General features: G+C 36.1%; 21 protein-coding genes and 5 tRNA genes. 1 reads left to right on the top strand and 25 read right to left on the bottom strand.

What is annotated here, in order from left to right:
• Positions 1-385: 385 nt before the first annotated feature.
• The 24 genes from ICJ85_RS10010 to ICJ85_RS09895 all read right to left on the bottom strand — a co-directional run bounded on the left by ICJ85_RS10010 (position 386) and on the right by ICJ85_RS09895 (position 22,383).
• On the bottom strand, positions 386-703 hold the full coding sequence (locus ICJ85_RS10010; RefSeq protein WP_188223644.1) for a DUF3467 domain-containing protein: 318 nt from the start codon (positions 701-703) through the stop codon (positions 386-388).
• Between the two features lie 144 nt (positions 704-847).
• The gene (gene rpoC, locus ICJ85_RS10005) at positions 848-5,149 is read right to left on the bottom strand and encodes a DNA-directed RNA polymerase subunit beta' (RefSeq protein ID WP_188223643.1); all 4,302 of its coding nucleotides are present in this window, start codon (positions 5,147-5,149) and stop codon (positions 848-850) included.
• Positions 5,150-5,223: 74 nt separating this feature from the next.
• A complete protein-coding gene (rpoB, locus tag ICJ85_RS10000) occupies positions 5,224-9,036 on the bottom strand; it encodes a DNA-directed RNA polymerase subunit beta (RefSeq protein ID WP_188223642.1) in 3,813 nt (1,270 codons plus the stop codon).
• Between the two features lie 124 nt (positions 9,037-9,160).
• Positions 9,161-9,535, bottom strand: coding sequence for a 50S ribosomal protein L7/L12 (gene rplL, locus ICJ85_RS09995; RefSeq protein ID WP_188223641.1), 375 nt, complete (start codon positions 9,533-9,535; stop codon positions 9,161-9,163).
• Between the two features lie 65 nt (positions 9,536-9,600).
• Positions 9,601-10,122: a 50S ribosomal protein L10 gene (rplJ, locus tag ICJ85_RS09990; protein ID WP_188223640.1), complete on the bottom strand. Its 522-nt coding sequence runs from the start codon at positions 10,120-10,122 to the stop codon at positions 9,601-9,603.
• 19 nt (positions 10,123-10,141) lie between these two features.
• Entirely contained in the window at positions 10,142-10,831 is a 690-nt protein-coding gene (gene rplA / locus ICJ85_RS09985) for a 50S ribosomal protein L1 (protein WP_188223639.1), read from the bottom strand.
• Between the two features lie 19 nt (positions 10,832-10,850).
• Positions 10,851-11,288 (bottom strand): 50S ribosomal protein L11, encoded by a 438-nt coding sequence (gene rplK, locus ICJ85_RS09980; protein WP_188223638.1) that lies wholly within the window; start codon positions 11,286-11,288, stop codon positions 10,851-10,853.
• A 71-nt stretch (positions 11,289-11,359) separates the two neighbouring features.
• On the bottom strand, positions 11,360-11,914 hold the full coding sequence (nusG, locus tag ICJ85_RS09975) for a transcription termination/antitermination protein NusG (RefSeq protein WP_188223637.1): 555 nt from the start codon (positions 11,912-11,914) through the stop codon (positions 11,360-11,362).
• 20 nt (positions 11,915-11,934) lie between these two features.
• Complete coding sequence (gene secE / locus ICJ85_RS09970; RefSeq protein ID WP_188223636.1) at positions 11,935-12,129, bottom strand: preprotein translocase subunit SecE; 195 nt, start codon at positions 12,127-12,129, stop codon at positions 11,935-11,937.
• A 114-nt stretch (positions 12,130-12,243) separates the two neighbouring features.
• A tRNA-Trp gene (locus tag ICJ85_RS09965) sits at positions 12,244-12,316 on the bottom strand.
• A gap of 61 nt (positions 12,317-12,377) precedes the next feature.
• The gene (gene tuf, locus ICJ85_RS09960; RefSeq protein ID WP_188223635.1) at positions 12,378-13,565 is read right to left on the bottom strand and encodes an elongation factor Tu; all 1,188 of its coding nucleotides are present in this window, start codon (positions 13,563-13,565) and stop codon (positions 12,378-12,380) included.
• Between the two features lie 71 nt (positions 13,566-13,636).
• A tRNA-Thr gene (locus ICJ85_RS09955) sits at positions 13,637-13,708 on the bottom strand.
• Positions 13,709-13,721: 13 nt separating this feature from the next.
• A tRNA-Gly gene (locus ICJ85_RS09950) sits at positions 13,722-13,794 on the bottom strand.
• 43 nt (positions 13,795-13,837) lie between these two features.
• Positions 13,838-13,919: transfer RNA gene (locus tag ICJ85_RS09945), tRNA-Tyr, on the bottom strand.
• Between the two features lie 41 nt (positions 13,920-13,960).
• Positions 13,961-14,034, bottom strand: a tRNA-Thr gene (locus ICJ85_RS09940).
• 102 nt (positions 14,035-14,136) lie between these two features.
• Positions 14,137-14,439, bottom strand: a complete 303-nt coding sequence (hpf, locus tag ICJ85_RS09935; RefSeq protein ID WP_188223634.1) for a ribosome hibernation-promoting factor, HPF/YfiA family — start codon at positions 14,437-14,439, stop codon at positions 14,137-14,139.
• 35 nt (positions 14,440-14,474) lie between these two features.
• Positions 14,475-15,365, bottom strand: coding sequence for a tyrosine-type recombinase/integrase (locus ICJ85_RS09930; protein WP_188223633.1), 891 nt, complete (start codon positions 15,363-15,365; stop codon positions 14,475-14,477).
• Positions 15,366-15,480: 115 nt separating this feature from the next.
• Positions 15,481-15,675, bottom strand: a complete 195-nt coding sequence (rpsU, locus tag ICJ85_RS09925) for a 30S ribosomal protein S21 (RefSeq protein WP_188223632.1) — start codon at positions 15,673-15,675, stop codon at positions 15,481-15,483.
• 149 nt (positions 15,676-15,824) lie between these two features.
• Positions 15,825-16,994: an acyl-CoA dehydrogenase family protein gene (locus tag ICJ85_RS09920; protein ID WP_188223631.1), complete on the bottom strand. Its 1,170-nt coding sequence runs from the start codon at positions 16,992-16,994 to the stop codon at positions 15,825-15,827.
• A 17-nt stretch (positions 16,995-17,011) separates the two neighbouring features.
• Complete coding sequence (locus ICJ85_RS09915) at positions 17,012-17,875, bottom strand: ComEA family DNA-binding protein (RefSeq protein ID WP_188223630.1); 864 nt, start codon at positions 17,873-17,875, stop codon at positions 17,012-17,014.
• A 19-nt stretch (positions 17,876-17,894) separates the two neighbouring features.
• Entirely contained in the window at positions 17,895-19,517 is a 1,623-nt protein-coding gene (locus ICJ85_RS09910) for an alanine/glycine:cation symporter family protein (protein WP_188223629.1), read from the bottom strand.
• A gap of 133 nt (positions 19,518-19,650) precedes the next feature.
• The gene (locus ICJ85_RS09905; RefSeq protein WP_188223628.1) at positions 19,651-20,673 is read right to left on the bottom strand and encodes a potassium channel family protein; all 1,023 of its coding nucleotides are present in this window, start codon (positions 20,671-20,673) and stop codon (positions 19,651-19,653) included.
• A gap of 74 nt (positions 20,674-20,747) precedes the next feature.
• Positions 20,748-20,975, bottom strand: a complete 228-nt coding sequence (locus tag ICJ85_RS09900) for a PspC domain-containing protein (RefSeq protein ID WP_188223627.1) — start codon at positions 20,973-20,975, stop codon at positions 20,748-20,750.
• Between the two features lie 130 nt (positions 20,976-21,105).
• A complete protein-coding gene (locus ICJ85_RS09895) occupies positions 21,106-22,383 on the bottom strand; it encodes a DUF2851 family protein (protein ID WP_188223626.1) in 1,278 nt (425 codons plus the stop codon).
• An 83-nt stretch (positions 22,384-22,466) separates the two neighbouring features.
• Here ICJ85_RS09895 and ICJ85_RS09890 point away from each other — a divergent pair, with 83 nt between their 5' ends.
• Positions 22,467-22,865 (top strand): DUF2721 domain-containing protein, encoded by a 399-nt coding sequence (locus ICJ85_RS09890; RefSeq protein WP_188223655.1) that lies wholly within the window; start codon positions 22,467-22,469, stop codon positions 22,863-22,865.
• 128 nt (positions 22,866-22,993) lie between these two features.
• Here the strand turns inward: ICJ85_RS09890 and ICJ85_RS09885 are convergent, their stop codons facing one another.
• Positions 22,994-24,229 carry an ABC transporter permease gene (locus tag ICJ85_RS09885; protein WP_188223625.1) on the bottom strand — a complete coding sequence of 412 codons (1,236 nt, stop codon included), beginning with the start codon at positions 24,227-24,229 and terminating at the stop codon, positions 22,994-22,996.
• Between the last annotated feature and the right edge of the window lie 6 nt (positions 24,230-24,235).

The following is a 24,235-nucleotide window of genomic DNA, read 5'->3' as shown; positions in this document are numbered from 1 at the left end:
AAACTATATGACAACTCAAATGACTAACTGTATGAGATCCTCTTCGCTGATATTCTGACATATCATAAAGATATAATTTTTATATCACTAAAGTGCTGCAATGAAATTGCAGGGTTTTAGACCCTAATTTGAAACCAATAAACTGCAAAAAAAGTCCCATTGAACTATTCAATGGGACTTTTTTTATTTATGCTAGACCTGTAGGTCCAAAATTCAATGGAATTGGTGGTTATTTATAAAAACTATTTCGAGTTTTTGATATTAAAAAGAGTAAACACTGTTTGCCCAAAACATCAAAATACATGATAATGTCTTAAACAAATAACATAAGATTCTGAAATAAATTCAGAATGACATGACTTATAAATTTACTATCCATAATTTATTAAGCTTGCCCCGTAGGTCCGAAATTCAATGGAATTGGTGGTTGTTCGTAATCTTTAATTTCACCATGCGCATTTTCAAATCGTGCTACATTCTCTCCCAAAGCTTTCAGCAAACGCTTGGCATGCTGTGGTGTTAAAATAATTCTGGATTTAACCTTGCTCTTCGGAACACCCGGCATAATATTTACAAAATCTACAACAAATTCAGATACCGAATGATTGATGATTGCCAAATTAGAATATTGCCCATCGGCAACCTTTTCATCCAATTCAATATTTATTTGTCCTTGTTTTGGTTTATCGTTTTCGTCTGCCATAATTTGATATATTTTTAAAATTAAAAAGCCTTCGAGTATTAACTACAAGAAGGCTTTTATGTTATTTGATGCTTCGACTGCGCTCAGCATAAATTCGGCTAACAGGTTTTAGTTCCCTTCGGCTTATAAAACCTGAGTCCTCATTTAGTTATAATTTAATTCTTGCTTTACTTGCATCATTTCGTCAAACTCTTCTTTAGATCCAACGATAATGTCCTGGTATTTACGCATACCTGTACCTGCAGGTATTCTGTGTCCTACAATTACATTTTCCTTCAAGCCTTCTAAGCTATCAACTTTACCAGCCACTGCTGCTTCGTTAAGTACCTTAGTTGTCTCCTGGAACGACGCCGCTGAAATAAATGATTTCGTTTGAAGCGATGCTCTAGTAATACCTTGTAATATTGGCGTAGCGGTTGCTGGTCTAGCATCTCTAGCCGATACAAGTGCTTTATCTTCTCTTCTTAACAATGAGTTCTCATCTCTTAACTGACGAGCAGTAACAATTTGCCCGGCTTTAAGGTTAACAGAATCACCAGCTTCTTCAACAACTTTCAATCCGAAAATTGCGTCGTTCTCCTGGATGAAGTCCGCTTTGTGAACTAACTGATCTTCTAAGAATAATGTATCACCAGAATCAATGATTCTAACTTTACGCATCATCTGTCTAACAACAACCTCGAAGTGTTTATCGTTAATCTTCACCCCTTGTAAACGGTATACCTCTTGTACCTCGTTTACTAAGTATTGTTGAACAGCTGAAGGTCCTTTAATATTTAAGATATCTTCCGGAGTTACGGAACCATCTGATAAAGGCATACCTGCTTTAACGTAATCGTTCTCTTGAACAAGAATTTGATTCGATAATTTAACTAGGTATTTCTTAATCTCTCCTAATTTAGATTCTACGATAATCTCACGGTTACCACGTTTAATCTTACCAAAAGAAACCACACCATCAATCTCACTAACTACTGCCGGGTTAGAAGGGTTACGTGCCTCGAATAACTCGGTTACACGTGGTAAACCTCCTGTAATATCCCCTGCCTTAGCAGACTTACGAGGAATCTTAACTAACACCTTACCTACAGTAATCTTATCTCCGTCATTGATCATTAAGTGAGATCCTACTGGTAAGTTGTAAGAACGCATGGTTTCGCCTTTAGAATCTTCAATATGAAGTGTTGGAATTAACTTCTTATTTCTAGATTCTGAGATTACTTTCTCTTGGAAACCTGTTTGCTCATCGATTTCTACTTGATAAGTTACACCTTGCTCGATGTTTTCGTATCTCACTTTTCCAGCGAATTCCGAAATAATTACACCGTTATATGGATCCCAAGTACAAACCACATCACCTTTACTTAACTCCTGTCCATTTTCGATCATTAAGGTAGATCCGTAAGGAATGTTATTAGTACTTAATGCAATACCTGTTTTCTTATCAATTAACTTAATTTCAGACGTACGAGAGATGACGATATCAACTTCGTTACCTTCTGAATCTGTACCCTTAACAGTTTTTAAGTCTTCGATTTCTGCAATACCGTCAAACTTAACTATTAATTTGTTCTCCTCTGAAATGTTACCAGCAATACCTCCTACGTGGAACGTACGAAGTGTTAACTGTGTACCCGGCTCACCGATTGATTGTGCCGCAACAACACCAACGGCTTCACCACGTTGTACCATTTTACCTGTTGCCAGGTTACGACCGTAACACTTAGCACAGATACCTTGTAAAGCCTCACAACTTAATGGAGAACGTACTTCTATTTTTTCTAAAGGTGTTTCTCCTATAGCTTTTGCAATGTGGTCTTCTATTAACTCACCAGCGCTAACTAGTAACTCGTCAGTTAATGGGTTGTATACATCGTTTAATGATACACGACCAACAATACGTTCTGCTAAAGTTTCAACAACTTCATCATTTTTCTTTAATGGTTCTACTTCAACACCTCTTAATGTACCACAATCTTCCGAGTTGATGATAACATCTTGAGAAACGTCTACTAAACGACGTGTTAAGTAACCAGCATCCGCCGTTTTAAGAGCGGTATCGGCAAGACCCTTACGAGCACCGTGCGTAGAGATAAAGTATTCTAAAATTGAAAGACCTTCCTTAAAGTTCGAAAGAATCGGGTTTTCAATAATTTCTCCACCACCAGCATTCGATTTTTTCGGTTTCGCCATTAATCCACGCATACCTGTTAACTGACGAATCTGCTCTTTCGAACCACGCGCCCCTGAATCAAGCATCATGAATACCGAGTTAAACCCTTGTTGATCTTCACGAATACGCTTCATAGACAACTCGGTTAACTCTGCGTTGGTCGATGTCCAGATATCAATTACCTGGTTGTAACGCTCGTTGTTGGTAATAAGTCCCATGTTATAGTTACCTGTAATACCTTCAACTAATCCGTTAGCTTTATCAATCATACCTTGTTTTTCAGCAGGGATAATAATATCACCTAAACTGAATGACAGACCACCTTGGAATGCAAACTTAAATCCTAAAGTTCTAATCGCATCTAAGAAATCTGCGGTTTCAGGAACTGAAGTATATTTAAGAATTTGTCCAATAATATCTCTTAACGATTTTTTAGTAAGTACTTGGTTTATATAACCAGCGGCCTGAGGCACGTGTTGGTTAAATAATACACGACCAACAGTTGTTTCTATAATTGTTGGAGCTAACTTACCATCTTCGTTAATATCTAATGTTCTAACTTTAATACCGGCATTTAAGTCTACACGTTTTTCGTTGAAAGCAATTTCTACCTCCTCTGGTGCGTAGAATGTTAAACCTTCACCTTTAATTGGCACTTCTGGAGTAGACTTACGGTGCTTAGTCATATAATAAAGACCAAGTACCATGTCCTGAGAAGGTACTGTTACCGGTGAACCGTTCGCTGGATTTAAGATATTATGAGAAGCCAACATTAACATTTGACACTCCAAAATAGCTTCTGGGCCTAATGGTAAGTGAACCGCCATCTGGTCACCATCGAAATCCGCGTTAAACGCCGTACACACTAATGGGTGTAATTGAATCGCTTTACCCTCGATTAACTTAGGTTGGAACGCTTGAATACCCAAACGGTGTAACGTAGGAGCACGGTTTAGTAATACTGGATGTCCTTTAAGAACGTTTTCCAAGATATCCCAAACCACAGGCTCTTTTTTGTCTATAATTTTCTTAGCAGACTTAACAGTTTTTACAATACCTCTTTCTATTAATTTTCTAATTACGAAAGGCTTGTAAAGCTCGGCCGCCATATTTTTTGGTAAACCACACTCATAAAGTTTTAACTCAGGTCCAACAACAATTACCGAACGTGCTGAATAATCGACACGTTTACCAAGTAAGTTTTGACGGAAACGCCCTTGTTTACCTTTTAATGAATCTGATAATGATTTTAACGGTCTGTTAGAATCTGTTTTTACCGCTGAAGATTTACGTGTGTTATCGAATAACGAATCTACAGATTCCTGTAACATACGTTTTTCGTTACGTAAAATTACCTCAGGTGCTTTAATCTCAACTAATCTCTTAAGACGGTTGTTACGAATAATTACACGACGGTATAAATCATTTAAATCTGACGTTGCGAAACGACCACCATCTAATGGCACTAACGGACGTAATTCTGGTGGAATAACAGGGATTACTTTCATAATCATCCATTCCGGACGGTTCTCTCTGTTATTGTTAGACTCACGTAACGATTCTACAACTTGTAAACGTTTTAAAGCTTCAGTTTTACGTTGTTTAGACGTTTCTGTATTCGCTTTATGACGTAATTCGTATGATAATGATTCTAAATCAATTCTAGCTAATAATTCAATCAAACACTCAGCTCCCATTTTAGCTAAGAATTTGTTTGGATCTGAATCATCTAAATACTGGTTATCCTGCGGAAGGCTCTCTAGAATGTTTAAGTATTCTTCTTCTGTTAAGAAGTCCATTTTTTGTAATGGCTCACCTTCTTCATTTTTAGCGATACCTGGCTGAATTACTACGTAACGTTCGTAGTAAATAATCATATCTAATTTCTTAGACGGTAACCCTAATAAATAACCTATTTTATTTGGTAACGAACGGAAATACCAAATGTGAGCGATTGGCACAACTAAGTTGATGTGTCCAACTCTATCACGACGTACTTTCTTTTCTGTTACTTCAACACCACAACGGTCACAAACGATCCCTTTGTAGCGAATTCTTTTATATTTACCACAAGCACACTCGTAATCCTTTACAGGACCAAAGATACGCTCACAGAATAAACCATCTCTTTCTGGTTTATGAGTTCGATAATTGATAGTTTCCGGTTTTAAAACCTCACCTCTAGACTCTGCTAAAATAGACTCTGGTGACGCTAAACCAATTGAGATCTGGTTAAATCTCTTTACTGTATTCTTATCTTGTTTTCTTGCCATAATATATGGTGCTATCGAATTATTTGTAAACTTTTAGCATACCGCTTAAATTACTTTAAGCGGTATGCTGTATATTATTCCTCTAATCTAATGTCTAATCCTAGACCTTTCAATTCGTGCATTAATACGTTGAAAGATTCTGGTAATCCAGGATCTGGCATTGGTTCACCTTTTACGATTGCTTCGTAAGTTTTGGCTCTACCAATTACATCATCAGATTTTACAGTTAAGATCTCTCTTAAAGTACTTGATGCACCATATGCTTCAAGTGCCCAAACCTCCATCTCACCAAAACGCTGACCACCAAACTGAGCTTTACCTCCTAATGGTTGTTGTGTAATTAATGAGTAAGGACCAATAGAACGTGCGTGCATCTTATCGTCTACCATGTGACCTAACTTAAGCATGTAGATAACACCTACGGTTGCTGGCTGGTCAAAACGATCTCCAGTACCTCCATCATAAAGGTAAGTATGACCGTATCGTGGGATACCTGCTTCGTCTGTAAGACCATTAATCTGGTCGATAGTTGCACCGTCGAAAATAGGAGTAGCGAACTTACGACCTAATTTTTGACCTGCCCAACCAAGTACAGTTTCGTATATCTGACCAATATTCATACGAGAAGGTACACCAAGTGGGTTAAGAACGATATCTACTGGCGTTCCGTCTTCTAAGAATGGCATATCTTCTTCACGAACGATACGAGCAACAATACCTTTGTTACCGTGACGTCCTGCCATCTTATCACCTACTTTAAGTTTACGTTTCTTAGCAATATAAACTTTTGCTAATTTAATAATACCTGATGGTAACTCGTCTCCTACAGAGATTGTAAACTTCTCACGTCTTAACGATCCTTGTAAGTCGTTTTCTTTAATCTTGTAGTTGTGAATTAAATCTGCAACAAGTTGATTTGTATGATCGTCAGTGGTCCATTTACCAGACACTAAGTGTGCATAATCATCAACAGCATTTAACATTTTAAGCGTGAACTTCTTACCTTTTGGTAATACTTCTTCACCTAAATCATTATAAATACCTTGTGCAGTTTTACCATTTACGATGTTGAATAATTTCTCGATTAAAACTTCTTTTAATTCGTCGAATTTTCTATCGTAAATACCTTCTAATGCGATGATATCATCTTTATCCTGAGCACGTTTACGTTTATCTTTAACGGCTCTTGAGAATAATTTCTTATCGATAACAACACCATTTAATGATGGCGATGCTTTTAATGATGCATCTTTAACATCACCGGCTTTATCACCGAAGATCGCTCTTAATAATTTCTCTTCCGGAGTTGGATCGCTTTCTCCTTTTGGAGTAATCTTACCAATTAAGATGTCGCCAGGTTTCACTTCAGCACCTACGCGAATCATTCCGTTTTCATCAAGATCTTTAGTTGCTTCTTCAGAAACGTTAGGAATATCGTTAGTTAACTCTTCGTTACCCAATTTCGTATCTCTAACTTCTAAAGAATACTCATCGATATGTACCGATGTAAAGATATCTTCACGAACAACTTTTTCAGAAATTACAATCGCATCCTCAAAGTTATAACCTTTCCAAGGCATGAAGGCAACCTTCATGTTTCTACCTAAAGCAAGCTCTCCTTTTTGTGTCGCATAACCTTCACATAAAACTTGACCTTTCTTTACAACATCACCTTTAACTACAATAGGTTTAAGGTTGATAGAAGTTCCTTGGTTGGTTTTTCTATATTTTACTAATTGATACGTCTTAACATCACTGTCGAAACTAACTTTAGCTTCATCTTCAGTACGATCGTATCTAATTTGAATCTCATTTGCATCTACATAAAGTACTTCTCCAGTTCCTTCTGCATTAATTAATACACGAGAATCTGTTGCTACCTGACGCTCTAAACCAGTTCCTACGATTGGAGACTGTGGCAATAATAATGGTACTGCCTGACGCATCATGTTCGATCCCATCAACGCACGGTTGGCATCATCATGCTCTAAGAACGGAATTAATGAAGCCGAAATAGATGAAATCTGGTTAGGCGCAACGTCTGTATAGTGAATATTATCTGGCTCAATTACCGGGAAATCACCCTCCATACGAGCAATTACCTTATCGTGTAATATTTTACCATCATCATTTACTTTTACAGTAGCCTGTGCAATTAATTTACCTTCTTCCTCTTCTGCACTTAAGTAAATAGGATCGTTTTTAATATCAACTGTTCCATTTTCAACAGGGCGGTAAGGCGTTTCAATGAATCCCATTGAGTTTACCTTCGCGTAAACAGATAACGATGATATTAATCCAATATTTGGTCCCTCAGGCGTTTCAATCGGACATAAACGACCATAGTGTGTATAGTGAACGTCACGAACCTCGAAACCTGCTCTCTCACGTGAAAGACCTCCAGGTCCAAGAGCCGATAGACGGCGCTTGTGAGTAATCTCGGCTAATGGATTGGTTTGATCCATAAACTGAGATAACTGGTTCGTACCAAAGAACGAGTTAATTACCGACGATAATGTTTTAGCATTAATCAAGTCGATTGGTGTAAACACCTCGTTATCACGAACGTTCATACGCTCACGAATAGTACGTGCCATACGGGCTAAACCAACACCAAACTGTTGTGATAATTGCTCACCTACTGTACGTACACGACGGTTAGATAAGTGATCAATATCATCAATCTCAGCTTTAGAGTTGATAAGCTCGATTAAATATTTAATAATGGTAATGATATCTTCTTTAGTAAGCACCTGCTTATCCATTTCGATATCAAGACCTAATTTTTTGTTCATTCTGTAACGACCTACTTCCCCTAAAGAATAACGTTGGTCACTAAAGAATAATTTATCTATAATACCACGTGCTGTTTCCTCATCTGGCGGCTCAGCATTACGTAATTGTCTATAGATATGTTCAACAGCCTCTTTTTCAGAGTTTGTTGGATCTTTTTGTAATGTATTGTGAATGATGGCGTAATCCCCTTGCTCTGATGTTTCTTTGTGTAACAGAATGGTTTTTACGTCTGCATCAAGAATTTCTTCTATATTGTCTTTGTCTAAAATAGTATCACGATCAAGAATAATCTCGTTACGCTCAATTGATACTACCTCTCCTGTATCCTCATCAACAAAATCCTCGTGCCATGTGTTAAGTACACGTGCTGCAAGTTTTCTTCCTTGGTATTTCTTTAATCCAGTTTTAGATACTTTAATTTCTTCAGCAAGATCGAATATCTCTAAGATATCTTTATCGCGTTCGAAACCAATAGCTCTAAATAATGTTGTTACAGGTAACTTTTTCTTTCTATCAATGTACGCATACATTACCTGGTTAATATCGGTAGCAAACTCAATCCAAGATCCTTTAAATGGAATTACTCTCGCTGAGTACAACTTGGTTCCATTAGCATGGAAAGACTGTCCGAAGAATACACCAGGTGAACGGTGTAATTGAGATACTACAACACGCTCTGCACCATTTATTACGAAAGTACCACTAGGGGTCATGTAAGGAATCGTTCCTAAGTACACATCTTGAACAATAGTTTCGAAATCCTCGTGTTCAGGGTCTGTACAATATAACTTTAATCTGGCTTTAAGCGGAACGCTGTAAGTAAGTCCTCTTTCTATACACTCATCTATAGCGTATCTTGGTGGATCTACGAAGTAATCTAAAAATTCTAAAACAAATTGATTACGTGAATCTGTAATTGGAAAGTTTTCCATGAAGGTGTTATATAAACCTTCATCACCTCTTTCTTCCGATTTAGTTTCTAACTGGAAAAAATCCTGGAAGGATTTTATCTGAATATCCAAGAAATCCGGGTATTCTGTTCTATTGATAATAGACGAGAAATTTAATCTTTCAGCTTGTGTTGACAACATCAATGGACGGAATTATGATTAAAAAAAAATAGTTGTGGCGTATGTAAATATTATATACGCAAAATGGTTTAGGTCTTGAAGGTAACCTCCAGACCTAAACCTTTATAATTTGTAAAAGCTAAGCTTATTTAAGCTCAACCTCAGCTCCTGCTTCTTCTAAAGATGCTTTTAATGCTTCAGCTTCGTCTTTAGATACTCCTTCTTTAATGTTACTTGGAGCTCCGTCAACTAATTCTTTAGCTTCTTTTAATCCTAAACCAGTTAATTCTTTAACTAATTTTACAACTGCTAATTTAGATCCACCAGCTGCTTTTAATACAACGTCAAACTCAGTTTGAGCTTCTTCAGCGTCTCCACCAGCAGCAGGACCAGCTACAGCAACTGCAGCAGCAGCAGCAGGCTCGATACCATACTCATCTTTTAATATAGTAGCTAACTCGTTTACTTCTTTTACTGTTAAGTTAACTAATTGTTCTGCGAAATCTTTTAAATCTGCCATTTTCTATCGTTTTTAATAAATTTTAATTTTAATATAATTGTAATATAGTGCGTACTCTGCTAATACTATCCTTCTTTTTCAGATAGTGTTTTAATGATACCCGCGATTTTTCCACCACCTGATTTAAGTGCTGAAACAACGTTCTTAGCAGGCGATTGTAATAATCCAACAATCTCTCCTAATAACTCCTCTTTAGACTTGATGTCAACTAACGCGTCTAATTGGTTATCACCGATATATACTGCTTCCTCAATAAATGCTCCTTTTAATAAAGGTTTTTCAGATTTTTTACGGAAGTTTTTAATTAACTTAGCTGGCGCATTACCTGTTTCAGAATACATTACTGTAGTATTCCCTTTTAAAACTGTTGGAAGATCTTCAAATTCCTTATCTGATGCCTCCATTGCTTTTTCAAGTAATGTGTTTTTTACAACTGCCATCTTAATGTCTGCTTTAAAAGCAGCACGGCGTAAATCTGAGGTAGTACCTGCGTTTAGTCCTGAAATATCTGTAATATAGATATTTGCGTTATTGGCTAATTCTAAAGTTAACTCCTCAATTACTTGTGATTTTTCTTCTCTTGTCATAATAAAAGTATTTAACTAATTAACCAACTTTAGGATCAACAGCAACACTAGGACTCATTGTACTAGAAAGGAAAATACTCTTTACGTAAGTACCTTTTGCAGTTGTTGGCTTAAGTTTTATTAATGTTTGAATTAATTCATTTGCGTTACCAGCAATTTTATCAGCACTAAAAGATGCCTTACCGATTGCCGCGTGAACGATACCAGTTTTATCAACTTTAAAGTCAATTTTACCAGCTTTTACTTCTGTTACAGCCTTAGCGATGTCCATAGTTACTGTACCAGTTTTTGGGTTAGGCATTAAACCACGAGGACCTAATACACGTCCTAAAGGACCTAATTTACCCATAACACTTGGCATAGTAATGATTACATCTACGTCAGTCCATCCGCTCTTGATTTTATCAAGGTACTCGTCTAAACCTACGTAATCTGCTCCAGCTTCTTTAGCTTCTGCTTCTTTATCTGGAGTTACTAATGCTAATACTTTCATATCCTTACCAGTTCCGTGAGGTAATGAAACCACCCCTCTTACCATCTGGTTTGCTTTACGTGGATCAACTCCTAAACGTACAGCGATATCAACTGAAGCGTCAAATTTTGTATTAGTAATTTCTTTTACTAACTCTGATGCTTCGTTAAGAGAGTAAACTCTCCCTTTTTCAATCTTTGCTAAAGCTTCTTTTTGCTTTCTTGTTAATCTTGCCATTTTCTAATGTTTTTAAAGATTAAGATGGGAATTGACCTGTTACAGTGATACCCATTGATCTTGCTGTTCCAGCAACCATTTTCATAGCAGATTCGATTGTAAATGCATTTAAATCTTGCATTTTATCTTCTGCTATAGTTTTGATTTGATCCCATGAAACTTTAGCTACTTTTTTTCGGTTAGGCTCTCCTGAACCTTTTTTAATTTTGGCCGCTTCTAATAATTGTACTGCAGCTGGAGGAGTTTTAATAACAAAGTCGAAAGACTTGTCTTTATAAACCGAGATAACAACAGGTAAAACTTTACCAGCTTTATCCTGAGTTCTAGCATTAAATTGCTTACAGAACTCCATGATGTTAACCCCAGCAGCACCTAAAGCGGGTCCAACCGGTGGCGACGGATTCGCAGCACCTCCCCGAACTTGTAACTTAACTACTTTACTTAATTCTTTTGCCATTTTTAATAATTTAGTGTGATAAACTTCTAGTTGGAAGCAAAAAGCTTATCCTTTATATAGTGTAACAATTATTATACTTTTTCAACCTGCATATAGCTTAACTCTAATGGTGTCTTTCTTCCAAATATTTTCACCATAACTTCAAGCTTACGCTTTTCTTCATTTATCTTCTCGATAGTTCCATCAAACCCGTTGAATGGTCCATCGATAACTTTTACTGTTTCTCCTTTTGTAAAAGGAATGGCTACATTCGCTGTTTCTTCAACTGCTAACTCATCAACCTTACCTAACATTCTGTTAACTTCAGATTGTCTTAACGGCACAGGGTCACCACCTTTAGTTTCACCTAAAAATCCAATTACGTTAGTAACCGATCTTATAATGTGCGGCACTTCTCCTGTTAGGTTGGCTTGAATCATAATGTAACCCGGAAAAAACACTTTTTCTTTATGCGTCTTTTTTCCATTTCTTATTTGAACAACACGCTCTGTTGGAACTAACACCTGATCAACATAATCCTGCATTCCTAATCGAGCTATTTCATTCTCGATGTAGGTCTTGATTTTATTTTCCTGACCACTTACGGCTCTAACAACGTACCATTTTTTTTCACTCACTTCAGACATAAAATTCTAGTTTTCCCGTGTTAGTTAATCAGTTGAAAATAAAAAGCCATAAATTTACTGAATACCGTATCAATTCCCCAAATTGCTAAAGAAAATACGATAGAGAACACAGCCACTAAAACAGTTAAACTTTGTGCTTCTGCCCAAGTTGGCCAACTTACATTGTTTTTAAGTTCGCTAAATGATTCTTTTACGTAATTTACAATTCCAGCCATTTATTTATATTTTATCAACAGATTACATTTTAGTATTTCGCTTCGTTAAAAAAGCCTCCTAAAACCGTTACATCCTTATTTATTGAAAGGAACCTAAAATTAAGTTCCTTATTGCACGGGTTGAGAGACTCGAACTCCCGACACCTGGTTTTGGAGACCAGTGCTCTACCAACTGAGCTAAACCCGTAGATAGTTTAGGTATTCGTATTACTAAGAATACCTAAACTTATTTATCTATCTAAACTATATTAGTCTAAAATCTCAGTTACCTGACCAGCACCTACAGTTCTACCACCTTCACGAATTGCGAAACGTAAACCTACGTTCATTGCAATTGTGTTGATTAATTCAACAGTGATAGTTAAGTTGTCTCCTGGCATAACCATCTCAACTCCTTCTGGTAAAGAAATGTTACCAGTTACGTCAGTTGTACGTACGTAGAACTGTGGACGGTAGTTGTTGTGGAATGGAGTGTGACGTCCACCTTCTTCTTTCTTAAGGATATAAACCTCAGCTTTGAATTTAGCGTGTGGAGTTACAGATCCTGGCTTAACGATAACCATACCTCTTGAGATTTGGTTTTTATCGATACCTCTTAATAAGATACCAGCGTTATCACCAGCTTCACCTCTATCTAATATTTGACGGAACATCTCGATACCAGTGATTGTAGAAGTTAACTTCTCAGCACCCATACCAACGATCTCTACAGGATCTCCAGTGTTAGCAACACCAGTTTCGATACGTCCTGTTGCTACAGTACCACGACCAGTAATAGAGAATACGTCTTCGATTGGCATTAAGAAAGGCTTATCCATATCACGTAATGGCTCTTCAATCCACTCATCACAAGCTTCCATTAACGCCATAACAGTATCAACCCACTTTTGCTCACCATTTAAAGCACCTAATGCAGAACCAGCGATTACAGGTCCATTATCTCCATCGTACTCATAGAAAGATAATAAATCTCTAACTTCCATTTCTACTAACTCTAATAACTCCTCATCATCAACCATATCCACTTTGTTCATGAATACAACAATACGAGGAATACCTACTTGACGGCCTAATAAGATGTGCTCACGAGTTTGTGGCATAGGACCATCAGTTGCAGCAACCACTAAGATAGCACCATCCATTTGAGCAGCACCAGTTACCATGTTCTTAACGTAATCGGCGTGACCTGGACAGTCAACGTGCGCGTAGTGACGTTTTGCAGTTGAATATTCTACGTGAGATGTATTAATAGTAATACCTCTTTCTTTCTCTTCTGGAGCGTTGTCAATTTGATCAAATGATCTAGCTTCTGATAAACCTGCATCAGCTAATACTTTAGTAATAGCAGCAGTTAAAGTTGTTTTACCGTGATCTACGTGTCCAATTGTACCAATATTTAAGTGTGGTTTTGAACGATCGAAAGTTGCCTTTGCCATGTTTTTTAAATAATTTAATCTTAGTTATATAATAATATTAGTGTATTCTAATCTTTCTTCTTCAATTATAGAGCCAATGACGAGATTTGAACTCGTGACCTCTTCCTTACCAAGGAAACGCTCTACCCCTGAGCTACACCGGCAGTTAAATATTAGAGCGGGAGACCGGGTTCGAACCGGCGACATTCAGCTTGGAAGGCTGACGCTCTACCAACTGAGCTACTCCCGCAATTATTTAATAATAATCTTTTTCATGAAGTAAAATAAAATTGTGGGGAGAGCAGGATTCGAACCTGCGAAGACATAGTCAGCAGATTTACAGTCTGCCCTCGTTGGCCGCTTGAGTATCTCCCCAATTTTACCTTATTTTATTTCACTTTATTTTAAAGAACTTGAGCCGATAGAGGGACTCGAACCCACGACCTGCTGATTACAAATCAGCTGCTCTAGCCAGCTGAGCTATATCGGCTTGTTTTCACCTTTTTTTCACACAAAAAAAGTCCGCTATTTCTAACGGACTGCAAATGTATATATAAATTTCTTTATTCAAAACATTTTTTGAAAAATATTTTTATAAATGTGCTCTTAATTTCTCTTTTCGCTTTTTTAGTTGTCTTTCTAACGATGCTGCAGCTGTATCTGCTCCTTCCTCGAAGGTTTTGCATTGTTTTTTAACAACAAAACTATCACCTGGAACACTTAACCTCACTTCAAATATTTTATTCTCCTTATCACTCGTATTTTCAACTTTTAAAAACACATCAGATTGAATGACTTTGTCATAAAACAAATCCAATTTATCCATTCGTTTTTGGATAAAATCTATTAATTTTCTATCTGCACTAAAATTAACGGATTGCGTGTTTACTTTCATACTACTTAGTTTTTTTGGTTAAACAATATTCTATACTATTTTTTACTTCTGGGATGTGTATTAACATGCACTTTTTTTAACTCTGCTATACTATTATGCGTATATACCTGAGTGGCAGCCAAACTTGTGTGCCCAAGAAGCTCTTTAACAGCATTTAAATCGGCACCTTGATTTAGTAAATGTGTTGCGAAAGAATGCCTGAGTATATGAGGACTCTTTTTTACCTTAGAAGATGCTTTACTAAAATAATCATTTATTATTCTGTAAACAAGCGTTTCGTATATTTTAGCACCTTTTTTTGTTAAAAAAAGATTTTCTTGATCTACGATAATACCGAGCCTGTTTCGCTCTTCTAAATACTGGTGCATGGTTTTTAATACTGAACCTAATAACGGGAGTATCCGTTCTTTATTTCTTTTACCTAATACTTTTAACGTTTTACTATTTAAGTTAACACTATTTAACTTTAATTCAACCAACTCAATACGTCGTATGCCGGTAGAATAAAACAATTCTATAATTAGCTTATCTCGAATACCTTCAAAACTATCGTCGAAATTAAATGCATCAAGCACCTGATTTATTTCATTTTCAGAGAAAGGTACTTGTACCGTTTTCTTTGTTTTTAACGCTTTGTGTTTCGCTAACGGATTTACAGATATCGATTCGGTTTTTAAAAGAAATTTATAATAGGTATTTAAAGATGATATTTTTCGGTTGACACTGCGATTAGATAATCCGTTTTCCACCAAAACAACAATCCAGGTTCTAATCTGCGCATAATTAACATCTTCTATAGATTTTGTTTGATACTTAGTATTTACAAATTCTAAAAACTCACTTAAATCACCTTGATAAGCTTTTACCGTTAATGCCGAATAATGTTTTTCTAATAACAGATAATCAACAAAAGACTTAAAGGGCATAACACTCATTTTTTACTGGGTTAAGCTAAATGTACAAAGTTTATTTGGGTTTAAAAGTTTAGCGCAAAAAAAACCCGCTTAAATAAGCGGGTTTTTATGTATGATATAGAATCTACTAGATATCTTCTGCATCTCTTAATGTTTGAACATACTGTGCTTTTTGAATTTGCGCTCTACGCTCAACTGAAGGCTTAGTAAATTGCTTACGTGTTTGCAACTGACGTTTAGTTCCGGTTCTGTCGAACTTTCTCTTAAAACGCTTCAGCGCTCTATCTATATTTTCTCCTTCTTTAATTGGTATTATTAACATAGGTCTTAACCTCCTCTCTTTTAGCATTTCGGGGTGCAAATATAGAAAGTAATTTATAATTAACAACTAAAAAATTTAAAAAAATAAAACCAGCCAAAATAGGCTGGTTTTCAAAGTACTATATTGTTGAATCTTTAAAACCGAATCGACTATTTTGTCGCTGGTTTATACTCCTTTTTGTCGATAATTATTTTGGCGATAATTTCTCGAAGAATTTCCGATGTACCTCCACCGATTGGCCCCAAACGGCTATCGCGCAATAAACGCGCTAACGGATAATCTTCCATATAACCATAACCTCCTAAAAATTGCAGACACTGGTAAATCACCTCGTCGGCCATTTTTGTTGACTTTAACTTAGACATGGTGGCGTGCTTTACCACATACTCCCCTTTATTTAATCGATACGCCACCGAATAATTAAACTCTTTACAGATTTCCATTTCGGTATATAAATCAGAAATGGAATGACGTAAGGCTTGAAACTGATCTATAGACTTACCAAAGGCCATACGCTCCGACATATACTGCACCGCATATTCTAATGCAAATTCAGCTCTGGCATGCGCATTAATCCCCATAATTAAACGCTCTAAAGAAAAATGCTGCATAATATATGCAAAGCCTTTATTTTCTTCACCCATTAAATTGGCTACCGGTATTTTAACGTTATCAAACGCTATTTCTGCAGTATCAGACGCTCGCCAACCTAATTTATTAAGTTTGGTAGCGGTAATACCTTCCGTTTCACGATCGACCACAAAAATACTAACCCCTTTATTTCCTAATTCAGGATTTGTTTTAGCAGCAACAATTAAATAATCGCTGTAAACTCCATTGGTAATAAACGTTTTAGATCCATTTAAAATATAATAGTCGCCTTCTTTAACCGCTGTAGATCGCATACCAGCCACATCGCTACCTCCAAAAGGTTCCGTAATACATAAACATCCTATTTTATCGCCGGCTATACTTGGGGCTAAATAGTTTTGCTTAATAGTCTCATCGCCTTCAGCATTAAGATGTGTCATGGCTAAATACATATGTGCCCAAATGGCAGCAGCAAATCCGCCGGAATTTATCTTTTGAAGTTCTTCAAGAAGAATAACTGTATAAAACAAATCTAAATTTAATCCGCCGTAAGCTTCCGGATAATTGATTCCGAAGAATCCCATATCGCCAAACTTCTTCCAAATAAATCTATCGATGGTTCCGGTTTTCTCCCAGTTTTCTATATGAGGTACAACTTCTTTTTGTAAAAAATCTTGAAGGCTTTTTCTAAAAAGGTGATGTTCTTCGGTGAAGTACATACTATTCATTAATCTGTCTATTTTTTTCAATCGAGCGACAAATATAATTCAATTATATCTATTTTATTAATAGGAAAGCCTTTAACTTTTGTTAATTCGTCGATGGATTTATAACCATCTCTCAACTTTCTTTGTTCTATAATTCGATATGCTAATTCGTAATCGATATGCTGAATAGTAACCAACTGATCTACCGTAGCTTTATTTAATGCTATTTTTTCAATCTGTCTAGGCGTTTTCACCGTAAAATCCATACAAACACGCTGAATAACCTCAGGCGTTAAACCATAAACATCTTGCAACTGAATATCTGCAATAAAGCCTCCCGGAAATTTATTTCTGAATTTCACAATACGACCAGACAACACCTCGCCTATTCCATTAACGCGCTGTAATTGTTTAGCTGTTGCGGTATTTAAGTCCTTTTTCTCTGCAAATGTTTTTGCCGTATTCGCATACGATTTTGAAAAACTAGGCTTCGGATTTGTTACCCATTCCGGAAATTTAAAATAGGGAGAGATTATTTCTAACAGTGAATCTGAAACCTGAGTAACCTTTTTAAAATCTTCAGCAGAATTAATCCACTTGTTTTGCTTTCTGTAATTTAAAAGCCGATCGATTTCTTCATTAGACATCCCCAGCATACTTCCTTTATGATCGGTTATATAATTGGGGTTGAACGGATAGATTTTAGGTTTACTTTCTTCCAACTTAGCCAAACGAAGCGAATCTAACTCATGAGTAAACTTTTCCAATACTACCTGATCGACTGTATAATCGTCTGAAGCGCGGTTAACGACATAGTAAGAAACCTGAAGAACTACAATAATAAGCAACAATAAAAAAATCCCATTTCGCTGTTGTTTAGTAAACGTGAAATGGGATTTCATATTGAGTTAGTTTTTAGTTTTACATATGCTTGGTAAGATCTTCAGCTCCTTCTTCAAGAGCATCTTCCTTAACAGTAATCGCTCTCATGTATTTTTTCAATTCTTTTCTGATAATTGGAGATAGCACCACAACACCTATAATATTTGGCACAACCATCGCAAAAATCATCGCATCAGAGAAATCAATTACCGCACCAAGGCTGATAGATGATCCTACAATTACGAAAAATAAGAATAATATTTTATATATTAAATCGGTTTTCTTACCCTTTCCGAATAAAAACACCCAACCTTGCATACCATAGTAAGACCAAGAAACCATTGTTGAGAAGGCGAATAAGATTACCGCAATAGTTAAAATAATTGAGAAGTGAGGAATAACAGAATCGAAAGCGGTTGCTGTTAACTCTACACCTTCTTTAATTGGCACCCCATATTCCATGAATGCGCCATCGAAGTTTGTAATTACAATTACTAAAGCCGTCATGGTACAAATAACAACCGTATCTACAAACGGTTCTAAAAGTGCTACAATACCTTCACTTGCTGGATATTTTGTTCTTACTGCCGAGTGCGCAATAGCGGCACTACCTACGCCAGCTTCGTTAGAAAAGGCCCCTCTTCTAATCCCCTGAATCATAACTCCTACAAGACCACCTGCAATACCTAAACCAGAAAATGCTCCTTCGTAAATCAATCCGAATGCATCGTCGATTAAATGCCAGTTCGCTCCTAAAATAATTAATGATGCCAACACATAAATACCCGCCATAAAAGGCACTACTTTTTCGGTTACCGAAGCAATACGTTTAATACCTCCAATAATTACAACCGCTACTAACGCTGCCATAATAAATCCGAAGTACATACCAGCATTATCACTTTGTAAATTGAATAATTTAGTAAACTGGGCCGCTGCCTGATTCGCCTGGAACATATTTCCTCCACCAAAAGAACCACCTACTACGAAAATAGCAAAAACTACGGCTAATACTTTCCCTAGTGGTTTCATGCCTTTTTCAGCGAAACCTTTGGTTAAATAATACATTGGTCCTCCGTAAACAGTTCCATCTTCACCTACATCTCTATATTTAACCCCTAAAGTACATTCAGCGAATTTAGAAGCCATTCCTAATAGACCTGCTACTATCATCCAGAAAGTTGCACCAGGACCACCAATAGATAAGGCTACGGCAACCCCTGCTATATTTCCTAAACCTACTGTTGCAGATAAAGCTGCCGTTAAGGCCTGGAAGTGCGACACCTCTCCATGAACACTGTCATCTCTCAATGTTTCAATAATGTTATGCTCCTCATTGTGAGTCATATCACCATATAATGTATCTGCTCCGTGTTTTTCGATGTCTTCATACTTACCTTTAACAACAAGTAAAGCTGTTCTGAAACCTGTGAAGTTTATAAACTTGAAATAAAAGGTAAAGAACAAAGCGCCTCCAATTAACACAATTAACACCCAAGGAATGCGGTAGTCGTCAGAAAATGGAATTTCATAAAAAATACCTTCAACGAACCACCCGGTATATTCTTTGAAAACACGATCGAATTTTTCGGAAGTTGACTCTTGTGCAAATGTTAAAATTGGAAGTAATAATGTAAATAATGAAAGAAGATATCTCTTCATAAAGAAAATTTTAAAGTTAATTTTTTTTAGTTTTTTGAAGTATTCTTATTAAAAGTCGGCAAGATGCTAAAAAAAAATCGATTTCTAAAACATCTGTTGTTAAAATACTAATCTTAGGTAAAATAGTACTAAGCTAGGTAATATTGTATGCGTCGTTCAATGTTTCTATTTGCTCTGGTCTTCCCAACACAATAATTTTTGAATTTGCTGCTAGTTCAAGATCTGCTTCCGGATTTACCACATACTCTCCATTTTCGTCTTTGTACCCAATGATAGTACAACCTGTTTTGCGGCGTAAGTCTAAATCACGAATGGTTTTTACAGAGGGATTGTCTCTATATAATTTTTCAACAGCTACCTCTTCAATATTGATATTTGATTTCCCTACAATAGACAGGTTATCAATAAATTCCATTAATCCTGGAACTACCACTAATGATGCCATATGATCTCCGCCAATTTTATCTGGAAGGATTACGTTATTAGCACCTGCAAACTTTAACTTCGTATATGACGATTCGTGTGAAGCGCGACTTATAATATTTATAGAATTATTTATTTGCCTTGTTGAAAGTACTACAAACAAATTATCGGCATCGTTTGGTAAAGCCGATATAAAACTTGAAGCGCGATCTATTCCCGCCTGAATTAAAATAGCATCATCATTAGCGTTACCAATAACATAAGGCACTTCATCTTGCTGCAGGCGCTCTTCCATCTCCTTGTTCTTTTCAATAACAACAAACTGCTTTTTATGTGCCAGTAACTTTCTTGCAGCCTGCTTACCATTTCTGCCATAGCCACATATCACCACATGATTTTTAAAGCTATCAATGTTTTTCTGCATCTTTTTTTGTTTTAATTCTTCAACATTATTTTTACTCAAAATGTATTCTGTAATAATAGATAATGCGTAACCCATAATTACCACACTGGCTAGAATTAAAAATACAGTAAAAATTTTAGATTCCTGATTTAAAGGCACGACCTCACCAAACCCCACGGTAGTCATAGTAATAACGGTCATATAAACAGCATCAACCCAGGAGTAATTTGCTATTAGCTTATAACCCAATACCCCCAATGAAATCATAGCCGCCAAAAGAAATATAGCGGTATAGATTTTAGTTTTAAAAAATTTTAATAGTGGATTCATCTGTTAGCTATTTAGGGTTTTAAGACAGATGTAACTCATATGGTAATATTAAATATAATTTTTAAAATAGAGACTTATAAATCGAAAACTGAAGAGCGTTTGGTATACAACAAATCTTTTATATGAATCCAAAACGCCAAAAATAAATACAGAGCAAAACCAAAACCTAAAGTCACAAACGTTAAATACATAAAAGATATTCTAACCACCTTGGCTCGTATACCAAAACGGTCGGCAATACGCTGACAAACGTAATATCCATGCTTTTGAAAAAACAATAGTGGCTTATAAACTACATTCATAATTTCTTTTTTCAATCTTTAATACCTGTCGCAATTTAACTATAAAGTTTGACAATTACTCAAATTAAATAAAGTCAAACAAATACGACTGTTGCATAAATACGTTTCATAAGTCCTTACCCCTTACTTTCTATGTATTTTTTACAATAAGTTTATTCCCTATACTGCATTGTAAACATTTATTTTTATCGCAATACTCGGTTTTTAGTTGAATGAGTGCCTGAGAGTGATATGCCGATTTAGAAACGTGTTTTAATTTATTAAATGCCTCGACAATGCTGTTTTTCTCCGACTTCATCTCAGTAGCGATTTGCAAAACATCTTCACCAACGTGCTTTCCCTGTGTTCTGGCAAAACAGAATTTTAATGGTAAAACGGTGTTAATAAGCAACAAATCGATAAATGATTTTGTCAACATTTTTGCTGAAGGTTTCGATTCCTTCTCAAAAGTATAATGCGTTTTCCAAAACTCTGATGTAGAGACTTTAAACAGCTTATAAAACCCTTCTAAAGTATTAATCTCTAATATTATAGAAAACAGATTTTTATGAATCGCATATAAACTCGCCAATTGCGACAACCGAATCGTTGGAAAGTTTGGCGGACGCAATCTAAAATATTGCACCGGCAATACCGATTGATTCCTTAACCCAAACTTTTGCTTTAAAAAGCGATATTCACCAACCAAATTCTGATAATATGGGTTTTGTATATCACTCTCAAGAAGCCCGGTCTGACCAAAAAACAATGCTTCAAGAGTAGCTTGATTGCTTTGTGATTTTCTGACTACCGAATAATCTATAGATTGTGCCATACTTAAAAATGCGGCTCCATTTACCTTGAGTCCGAAATTTTTAGCCAACATAATAAACAAAACAGCCTCCCAATCGTTTTTGGTTTCTCTCAACACCTCTTGAATACCTTTAGATTTACGTCCTAAACGTTCAATATACAAACGCTCTAACCAATGTTGTAAATCAAAATCGTTTACCGAGGCAAAATCATTTTCGCAGTTAATCCACTTACCGGTTTTCAAAAATAAATTATTGTAGCCAGCCAAAGTCTCCTGAGAAACAATGCCTTTTAAAACTAAGGTTGGAATTTTGGAATTATCCTTTCTGAATATTTCTGTATCGTGCTCCCAAACCACATGAAGAATCACATTATCGTACGCAGTGTCTTGTTCATGATTATGTAAATACCAATCGGAAGACTTGACATGAATTTCTACATTTCCCGCCCAAAGCTGATTTCCTATGCTTATCTGCGCATTGAAAAAATCAGGACCTGCATTTAAATTATGTTGACCAACAGCGGAAATAACAATCGGTTCCCCTTGAACAGTTTCCAACATATTTAACCGAAACTTTTTATGTTTCCACAAATAATGTAAAAAGTCTTCTCGCATGCACTAATGTAAAACTTTTTTGACGAAATTTATAACTAGTATACCAATTAAAGTTGGTAAATTTGAGTAAAGATTACAACACTATGGAAGAATTAACACTTACCACACCTGCCGTTTTGTTTTCGGCAATCTCTTTAATCATGTTAGCTTACACCAACCGATTTTTAGCTTATGCTGCTACAATTCGAGATTTGCACAGTAAATATCAAAAAAATAAAGACCGAGTACTATACGCCCAAATTAAAAATATTAAAACCCGACTTTACCTTACCCGATCGATGCAAATATTTGGCATTAGCAGCTTATTACTTTGTGTGCTTACCATGTTTCTAATTTATATACAGCAACACACGCTTGCCGTTTGGGTATTTGGCATTGCTTTAATACTTCTTATTATATCGCTTTCTTTATTAATTATGGAAATTCAGATTTCGGTAAAAGCTTTAGAACATCATATTAGTGATATTGAAAGTAAGGAATAGTAAAGTTAAAGCATTATATTTTCAATAAAACGTTCTGCAATATAGATTCGCGTTAGGGATTAAGGTTTTGTTGGAGCTACTCACAGAGAGCGACTGCCGAAAGCCCGACCCGAAGGGTAACGCCCAGATTATTCGAATCGAATCGCCTTTACCGGAGATATTTTTGTTATGATATAAGACGGCACTAAAAGCATAAATAAACACAGAAGAAGCGTTCCAATATTTAGAGCAACTATATACCCGAAATTAATATAAACAGGGGCTTCAGTAACATAATACACACTTGGATCTAGAGGAAACAACTTTAGATATTTTTGAGCAAAAAGCAACCCAAGACCTATAAGATTCCCCCAGAATAGGCCTAAAATAATCAGGTAACTGGCGTTGTATAAAAACAGTTTTCTAATACTCCAATTGTTACTTCCTAAGGCTTTTAGAATACCAATCATTTGTGTGCGTTCAAGAATTAAAACCAGTAAAGCCGTTATCATATTTATTCCTGCAACCAATATCATGATGCCTATTATACCATAAATATTAGTATCGAAGATCCCTATCCATTCAAAAATTGAAGCGTATTTTGTGGTTATAGTTTGGCTATTTAAAGTGGACGGTGTATTCTGATAGATTTCAATGCCTTTTTCTTGAATTTGATTATAATCATCAATAAACACTTCGAAGTTTCCAATCTGGTCGTCATCCCATTTATTAATGCGCTGCATATGACGAATATCTCCGATTACATACTGCGCATCTAAATCCTGAAAACCTGAATTGTAAATCCCTACGATATGATATGTAATAATATTTGGAAGTTTCTCTGGGTCATCCTTCGGGAATACCATCTGAAATTTATCACCCAACTTAAATTTTAATCGGTTAGCTAAATACTCAGAGATTAAAACATCTTCATTCCGTTTTTGAGTAAAATCCGGTAATTGGCCTTCAATTAAAAACTCCTTGAAATAACTCCAATCGTAATCGGCACCAACACCTTTTAGGTAAGCGCCTTCAAAATCGGTTTCAGTGCGAATCACTCCAAATTTTACCGCTACAGCTTGTACGTGTTTCACGCCCTCAACAGAGGTAAACTCTGGATAAAATTCCTGATTTTTAGAAATAGGAAAAAGGCTTTCCTGCGAATTATTGCTATCGTAATTAGTAATGGTTACATGCCCGTTAAAAGCCACTACCTTATCTCGTATTTTTTGCTGAAGCCCAATACCGGTTGCAATGGCAATCATCATCACCACAATACCAATGGTAATTGCTGCAATACCAATTTTTATTATTGGTGCCGATACACTACTTTTATAAGCTTTACTACCAATAATGCGTTTAGCTAAAAAATACTCGTAATTCAAAATTCT

Source organism: Aestuariibaculum marinum (assembly GCF_014596975.1).
Taxonomy (GTDB): domain Bacteria; phylum Bacteroidota; class Bacteroidia; order Flavobacteriales; family Flavobacteriaceae; genus Aestuariibaculum; species Aestuariibaculum marinum.
The sequence above is the reverse complement of the archived record's forward strand: the minus strand, read 5'-3'. Positions and strand labels throughout refer to the sequence as shown.

Excerpts from the sequence above, each read along its gene's own strand:
- ICJ85_RS10010 (WP_188223644.1), bottom strand. The coding sequence starts at position 703 with ATGGCAGACGAAAACGATAAACCAAAACAAGGACAAATAAATATTGAA.
- rpoC (WP_188223643.1), bottom strand. The coding sequence starts at position 5,149 with ATGGCAAGAAAACAAGATAAGAATACAGTAAAGAGATTTAACCAGATC.
- rpoB (WP_188223642.1), bottom strand. The coding sequence starts at position 9,036 with ATGTTGTCAACACAAGCTGAAAGATTAAATTTCTCGTCTATTATCAAT.
- rplL (WP_188223641.1), bottom strand. The coding sequence starts at position 9,535 with ATGGCAGATTTAAAAGATTTCGCAGAACAATTAGTTAACTTAACAGTA.
- rplJ (WP_188223640.1), bottom strand. The coding sequence starts at position 10,122 with ATGACAAGAGAAGAAAAATCACAAGTAATTGAGGAGTTAACTTTAGAA.
- rplA (WP_188223639.1), bottom strand. The coding sequence starts at position 10,831 with ATGGCAAGATTAACAAGAAAGCAAAAAGAAGCTTTAGCAAAGATTGAA.
- rplK (WP_188223638.1), bottom strand. The coding sequence starts at position 11,288 with ATGGCAAAAGAATTAAGTAAAGTAGTTAAGTTACAAGTTCGGGGAGGT.
- nusG (WP_188223637.1), bottom strand. The coding sequence starts at position 11,914 with ATGTCTGAAGTGAGTGAAAAAAAATGGTACGTTGTTAGAGCCGTAAGT.
- secE (WP_188223636.1), bottom strand. The coding sequence starts at position 12,129 with ATGGCTGGAATTGTAAATTACGTAAAAGAATCATTTAGCGAACTTAAA.
- tuf (WP_188223635.1), bottom strand. The coding sequence starts at position 13,565 with ATGGCAAAGGCAACTTTCGATCGTTCAAAACCACACTTAAATATTGGT.
- hpf (WP_188223634.1), bottom strand. The coding sequence starts at position 14,439 with ATGAAAGTAAACACGCAATCCGTTAATTTTAGTGCAGATAGAAAATTA.
- ICJ85_RS09930 (WP_188223633.1), bottom strand. The coding sequence starts at position 15,365 with ATGCCCTTTAAGTCTTTTGTTGATTATCTGTTATTAGAAAAACATTAT.
- rpsU (WP_188223632.1), bottom strand. The coding sequence starts at position 15,675 with ATGTTAATAATACCAATTAAAGAAGGAGAAAATATAGATAGAGCGCTG.
- ICJ85_RS09920 (WP_188223631.1), bottom strand. The coding sequence starts at position 16,994 with ATGAATAGTATGTACTTCACCGAAGAACATCACCTTTTTAGAAAAAGC.
- ICJ85_RS09915 (WP_188223630.1), bottom strand. The coding sequence starts at position 17,875 with ATGAAATCCCATTTCACGTTTACTAAACAACAGCGAAATGGGATTTTT.
- ICJ85_RS09910 (WP_188223629.1), bottom strand. The coding sequence starts at position 19,517 with ATGAAGAGATATCTTCTTTCATTATTTACATTATTACTTCCAATTTTA.
- ICJ85_RS09905 (WP_188223628.1), bottom strand. The coding sequence starts at position 20,673 with ATGAATCCACTATTAAAATTTTTTAAAACTAAAATCTATACCGCTATA.
- ICJ85_RS09900 (WP_188223627.1), bottom strand. The coding sequence starts at position 20,975 with ATGAATGTAGTTTATAAGCCACTATTGTTTTTTCAAAAGCATGGATAT.
- ICJ85_RS09895 (WP_188223626.1), bottom strand. The coding sequence starts at position 22,383 with ATGCGAGAAGACTTTTTACATTATTTGTGGAAACATAAAAAGTTTCGG.
- ICJ85_RS09890 (WP_188223655.1), top strand. The coding sequence starts at position 22,467 with ATGGAAGAATTAACACTTACCACACCTGCCGTTTTGTTTTCGGCAATC.